The organism is Ruegeria sp. HKCCD9138 (assembly GCF_057220975.1).
Genome location: NZ_JBWVAZ010000024.1, coordinates 1 through 5915 on the forward strand (window position 1 = coordinate 1; position 5915 = coordinate 5915).

Genomic DNA, 5915 nt, shown 5'->3' on the forward strand with positions numbered 1-5915 from the left:
CTCGTCAGGCTCATAACCTGAAGGTCAGAGGTTCAAATCCTCTCCCCGCAACCAAAAATACCTACATGATTACAGCGCACTAACGCCCCAAGGGGCGCTTTCTGCGTTCAGGGCTACTGCACAACTGGAAGCACTGTGGAAGCAAGCGATGCAGGAACCGGAGTGTGGCGGGGCAGCAACCTTTTCGGAAAAATGCGAATGACAAAGAAATGTTTGTCTTCTCATAATCTCTAGTTGTTTCATGCCAAGACAAGTTTTCTCGCGCCTGCTGCCGTTGAAAACCTGAAGTGACGGGCAGTTTAAATTTGATGGAGAGCGGATGCTCAGGCAAGTTGATGGTGACTTTGAGCACAAGAGAACGTGATGAGCAAAGATACGGCGAACAGCAATCCAATCTATGTCTTAATGACGTTGTTTGGTGAACAAGAGAAAAAGACCTTTGACACAAGAACCCATGATCTAAATCGCAGCGCGTGGAACGCTTGGGCATTTCAAGCTCTATCCAACGCAGAAATTAGGTACTTGGAGGCTAATTCTGAATTCAGTCTCTCTGATTTAGACACTTCGGAAGCATTTCTAAAAAAAATTCAGGACCAGCACAAAGCAGAAATGTTGAAGCGAAATGCTAGTAGCTTCGTTTACCCCGGCTTTCCCGACCCAAGAAGCGCTGAATTCTTTTCCGAAGCACGTCTGCCGGAGAAGAAAAGTCTCTTGGCTTTACAGGGGTTTCTTTTCCCGATGGTAGTCGGCGGTACTGATGGTTTACACCCTGGAATTGAGCACAACTGGAATTTTGAGCTCTTAGATTTTAGTAATGCTATCTTCCTAAAAGAGGTATCTTTTTGCCCTTGGAAGTTCCACGGGGAAGTGAATTTTTCGAACGCGAAGTTTCTTGGGAGTGTGCATCTAAAGCATACAGAATTCAGGAAGAAGGTAGATTTTTCACACGCAAATTTTCTTTCTCGTGTCAGTTTTTCGCAGGCGATTTTTCAAGAAAAAGCCAATTTCCGATGGGCAAAGTTTGGGTCGGAACTAAGTTTTAGTGGTGCAAGTTTTTGTGGGGGCGTCTGCTTTCAGGATGTTGAATTTTCTGATGCCATTTACATCGATCCGCTTTGCGAAATTCATACAGTTGGTGATTTTAGCAACTGTCATTTCGGGAACCATGCAGCATTCTCTTCTGAGCACTTTGAAGTTGTCAAATTTGACGGTGCGAAGTTTGAAGGGTCGGCAAGTTTCGAATTTGCAAATTTTTTGCAGAAGGTCAGTTTTCAGTCAGTATTGTTTAAATCTGCAACAAAGTTCTCGGAGTGCACTTTTTCCGACCATGTCGACCTCAGCAATGCCGTTTTCAACGAGCCTGTGGACTTAAGTGGCAAACGATTTGCATCTGGTTTTAGGTGCGAAGGAACGACTTTTGGTAAGTCAGTTAACTTTCAGGACACAGAATTTGATGGTCCCGTGAGCTTTCGGTCCACGGAGTTTAGAAGTACGACACGTTTTAATCGAGCCGCTTTTGGGTTGGAAGATTCAAAGGTCTGTTGTGAAGTTGATTTTTCAGATAGCTACTTCCTGCGACCGGTCAGCTTTCGAATGACAAAATTTGTCGACAAATATCCGATTCTTGCCGGTTCTGTGCTCCATGATAAAAGTGTTGTCTCAACAAACGAGATATGCTGGCCAATTTCAGTAGATGAAGAAGACTTAGTTAACGCGAAAAAATCTTGTTCCACTCTTCGCCATTTGCTGAATAAGCAAGGTTCTCCGGAGGATGAGCATTTTTTCTTCCGGAAAGAGATGGAGTTATCAAGTCGAATTGGGTCACTCTACCACCGCTTACCATATTACCTATTTGGACTCTTCTCTGATTTCGGTAATTCAATCTCCAAGCCGTTTTGGTGGCTGGCCGCTGTTTGGTTTTTTGGTGGTGTGAGTATTTGGGCCTGTTCGTCACATTGCCTAGACTTTTTGCGCGGATGTACAGGCGGTCAAATCATTGGTGCCCCATGGATGCTGAGTTTCTCAAATATTTTCCCACTGTTTGGCTTCAAAAGATTGTACTTTGGATCGGCATACCTGTTGAATTTGTCCGCGGGAGTTAAAATAATTTCAGGTTTTCAGACTGTGCTCAGCCTGCCATTTCTATTTTTGCTGGGCCTCGGGATAAGGCAGAGGTTCAGGCTGAGGTAAAGTTACAAGTGATTGCGACGAGGATTGACGGAGCAACGTTAAACTCACTCCAGTACATATTTGGTGCCAGCCCTTGATAGACGTTCAGCTATTGATTTTGGGTGATTTTTGACCTGTCGTGCTAGTGCCTCAACATGTCTATCCATGAACTCAAAAAAGTCGTCAGCCGGTACTTTGGATATCGCGGCGCGGGTGACAAATAGGCCGGCAAGTTGCGCGTCCAGCTCCCGCATCTTTGCGGCCCGGTTGGCTTGGGTCACGTCGCTTGGGAGAACGCCTGCACAGTTCTGCAAAAGGTCGTTGCCAACTACTCCCTCAAACTGCCGCCAAAGCTCATGTGTGGGCCAGCGAGCACGGTTTCTGTCAGCAGTTGGCAGGCAGTAGCGAATGCGGCCGAGCGCGTCTGTGAAGGCGTCTCCGATGATGTCGTGAACGTCCTGCCAGTTGCGCATCTCGAAGCGGTTACGCAACTGCTTGGAGCCTAGACGCATCTCAAAGCGCCAGACCTGACTTGTGGCCCGGTCGGTCAGGTCAAGGGGCGGTTTGCCCACTGCCTCTAGCGCCGCGTTCCAAATGGTTAGCCAGCCCATCTTTTTTTGCTGGATAATCTCAGCCCGCTTGTCATAGATCGCCAATTGCCTGTTGGCGACGGCACCGGCGCGCAAGCCAACCACACGCGCGCCGCTGGAAAACGTCGCTGTTTCATCAACACCTGTATATTCCGTGACCTTGGTGCCGGGTGGAACAACCAAGGCTTCGCGGTCGGGTTCAAACCATGGGGCCAGCAAGTCCACGGCGAAGTCAGCCCGCGCGACCCGCAATTGCGTTTCTACGTACTTGATCCCGAATGCCTCCATACACTCACGAAAGTGTTGCTCAGTCCCTTCAAGACCGCCTGTGGCGAGGCCAAAGGCGCGGAAGTCGACGGTTATGCCGGGATTGTTGGGAATACGGTCGTTAGGGTCTTGGAACAGCCATACAGCCCCATGTTCACCTGTGTGAGCGGTGAAACCGCGTGCACCTTTGCTGGTCACGCTGAGAGAAACTGAGCCGAATTTGAGGACGCAATCGCCAAAGGTCTCTTTGGCTTGTTGCTTGGCCGATGCTAGTTCTTCTCGAAAGTCTTCCGGGATATCGGCCTGAACAGTGAATTTAAGCCCGTCGAAGCCAGAATGCAGGATGGTTGCTTCCATTTACGCTGACCTTCGCTTTCGTATTCGTGGAGGGGGGTGTTACAAGACCCCCCTCTAGGGCAGCATGCCCTGCCGCTGTGATGTTTGGCGATGTTGGGGAAAAGACTGCGGGGGCTTACGCCCCCTGAGTGCCTCCGGCGGGGCAGCATTTGTTTTGGGGCCGGAGCGAAGCCGCTCCGGCGCTGCCATTACCGGGCATTGATTTGACGGCCAATCCAGATTTCGGCGCGCTCCGCGCATTTGGCAATATTGAGCAGGTCCGAGTGGTGGAAGCTGGTCGAATTGCGCCATTCGCCGGTATCGGTCTTGTAGGAACGGGACATATCGACTGAGTAAAAGCCGTCATTGTCCCAGATGGTTGCGTTGATCAGACCAATTTTGAATTTCTGTGCAGGCTGGTTTGTCATGGTTCAGTGTCTTTCTGTTGATGTTTGAAGAAAGGGGCGCAGGACCGTTTCGCCCGCGCCCCTACAGAGCCATTCCGGCCCCAAAATCCCGCACGGCGCTGCCAACCCCGCGCGGGCAAAACTCAGACTTGCGAGGTGTTACGGCGGCGGCGACCTTCAGCCCAAATGCGCAGATCGCGGCGGCGGTAGCGCACCGACCGGCCCGGTTTGTAAAAGGAAGGACCAAAGCCAGTCACGCGCCATTTCTGCATGGTGCGCACGCTTTGGCAGAGATAGTCTGCCGCTTCGGTCTCGGTAATAAAACCATCCCAATAATCTGATGTGGGGATGATCTGTTCGATGGCGATTGCCTGCTGTTGCATGTTGCTCGTCCTTTCAGCGGAAGTTGCTATGGGGCGAACATAGGAGCGATCACCTTTTCTTTTCGAGCGAAACCACTGGCAAAGCTAGGGGGAGATTTCTTCCCCAGCTTTGCCAGTAGGCTTTCGTTTTTCTTTCTTTAGGTTTTTCATCCCGTTCATAATGCGAGAGACGGAATAATTTGGCTCAATCATCTCGAACGCGGCAACGCAGAAACGACCAGCATAAGTAATAGGTTCTCCGGTGCTGTCGACGTCACGGGAAAACGGACGGTCGCTCAACTTAAACCAAAGCTGTTCGATGTTGAGTAGCCAAAGGCGCAGACCATAATCAGGGATTTTCTTTGAGGGACGCTTTCCAAGGTTTTGCTGGCCGTTGGATGCGGCAACCTCAAGACCGCCGATGATAGCCTTTAGAGCAGGAATATCTAACGTAACTCCCATGAGGTCATCGGAAAAACTTCTTAGCGACAGAAAAAGCGACGGATGTTCTGGGGCAGCTTCGCCTTGCGTGATCATCCTCGCGTTGTCAGCATCCATGCCTATTTCGAGTGCGAGTTGGGCGTCCCAACCTATATTTTCCAAGCTGTTTAGGAGCCGTGCTGCCTGTTTTTGGATTTTGTTAAGATCGGCGGATACTACTTTGTAGGAGGGGAGATTCTGATAACGCGCGTTTTCCCACCTATAAACCGCTGCGAAGTCTTCCAAGTCTTTGTGAAACTTGCTCATGTCTTCCGGAAAGAGTCCGCCAATCTCGCACAACCGCGCCAAGTCTTCTTCTGAGTACGTTTCTTCGTAGTATCGGGAATTAACCATATTCTTGGGCCAAATTCTGTATGTTGCGCTTGCCGGTTACGACCTTGTTTTCCGAAGTTGGCCGGTGGATACGCCATCGCATCGAAACAATAAATGCGTCGTCTTCTCTCGGCTGGGTATACCCGGGGTGGCGCCACAGACGATCACCCGACCTGCGCACGGCCCTGCGCTAGCCCTTTGGTTTGTTTAGTTACGAGTGATCCGAGACGTCAGCTATCACTAGTGAGAACGACCGCTATGCGGACATTGCTGCCGTTCCGAGAGGTATCTGTGTTATTAGGGAACCACGGTAAGGATGGGAGGCGAAATTTGACTTGCCTCAACTTGGTCCAGTAGCGCTGTGGCTTCGTCGCGAAGCCAAAGCAGTCTATCGTCTTCAAGACAAATGTCGGCGACTTCCTCAATAGTTATCTCGCAAATTGGGACGGGATCGGTCAGGTCGGCGATCAAATCTCTAACCTGTTTTTCGGAAAGGTCGCCCTTGCCATACCGCATCATGACAAAACCTGCTGACAAGTAATGTGCCCATTGGGGAAGAAGTATTTGGGCATCAAGTAAGGCCTTATGGAATATTTCTTCGATCTTGCCCGAGCGCTCAACTACAACGAAGTCCATGAGCCACGAGACAGGGTCCGTGGACCGCATCAACACCTTAGTCGCCCAGTTCGAAAAATCTTTCTCTGACCAATAACCGCTATCATTTATCGCATGCAGAACGCAGAGAAGGTCTGCGTTTGTCGAGATAGTTCGGGCGGTTTCTGTTGTCATGAAACTCATCCTAATGCGAGAGCAAACGGTCTTGAAGTAGCAATGGAGTACCAGTTGGGCTCAAAGCTGTCATCCGCATTGTTTGGTCGCTCATCAGGTCTTCCAACGTCGACTGTGCGGACTTAACCGGACATCTATCCTCAATGAATGTCGTTCTGGTGTGCAGGAACTCTTGGCACATC

General features: G+C 50.1%; 6 protein-coding genes. 1 reads left to right on the forward strand and 5 read right to left on the reverse strand.

Features of this window, described 5'->3' with window-relative positions; translation table 11 throughout:
* The first annotated feature begins 363 nt into the window (after nucleotides 1-363).
* A complete protein-coding gene (locus tag AC2TEL_RS21530) occupies nucleotides 364-2190 on the forward strand; it encodes a pentapeptide repeat-containing protein (protein ID WP_480906869.1) in 1827 nt (608 codons plus the stop codon).
* 44 nt (nucleotides 2191-2234) lie between these two features.
* Here the strand turns inward: AC2TEL_RS21530 and AC2TEL_RS21535 are convergent, their stop codons facing one another.
* From AC2TEL_RS21535 to AC2TEL_RS21555, 5 genes are all read right to left on the reverse strand, one after another.
* A complete protein-coding gene (locus tag AC2TEL_RS21535) occupies nucleotides 2235-3383 on the reverse strand; it encodes a hypothetical protein (protein WP_480906872.1) in 1149 nt (382 codons plus the stop codon).
* Nucleotides 3384-3571: 188 nt separating this feature from the next.
* A complete protein-coding gene (locus tag AC2TEL_RS21540) occupies nucleotides 3572-3790 on the reverse strand; it encodes a hypothetical protein (protein ID WP_480906875.1) in 219 nt (72 codons plus the stop codon).
* A 122-nt stretch (nucleotides 3791-3912) separates the two neighbouring features.
* A complete protein-coding gene (locus AC2TEL_RS21545; protein ID WP_480906878.1) occupies nucleotides 3913-4152 on the reverse strand; it encodes a helix-turn-helix domain-containing protein in 240 nt (79 codons plus the stop codon).
* 84 nt (nucleotides 4153-4236) lie between these two features.
* The gene (locus AC2TEL_RS21550) at nucleotides 4237-4878 is read right to left on the reverse strand and encodes a hypothetical protein (protein ID WP_480906881.1); all 642 of its coding nucleotides are present in this window, start codon (nucleotides 4876-4878) and stop codon (nucleotides 4237-4239) included.
* 363 nt (nucleotides 4879-5241) lie between these two features.
* Nucleotides 5242-5733: a hypothetical protein gene (locus tag AC2TEL_RS21555; RefSeq protein WP_480906883.1), complete on the reverse strand. Its 492-nt coding sequence runs from the start codon at nucleotides 5731-5733 to the stop codon at nucleotides 5242-5244.
* Between the last annotated feature and the right edge of the window lie 182 nt (nucleotides 5734-5915).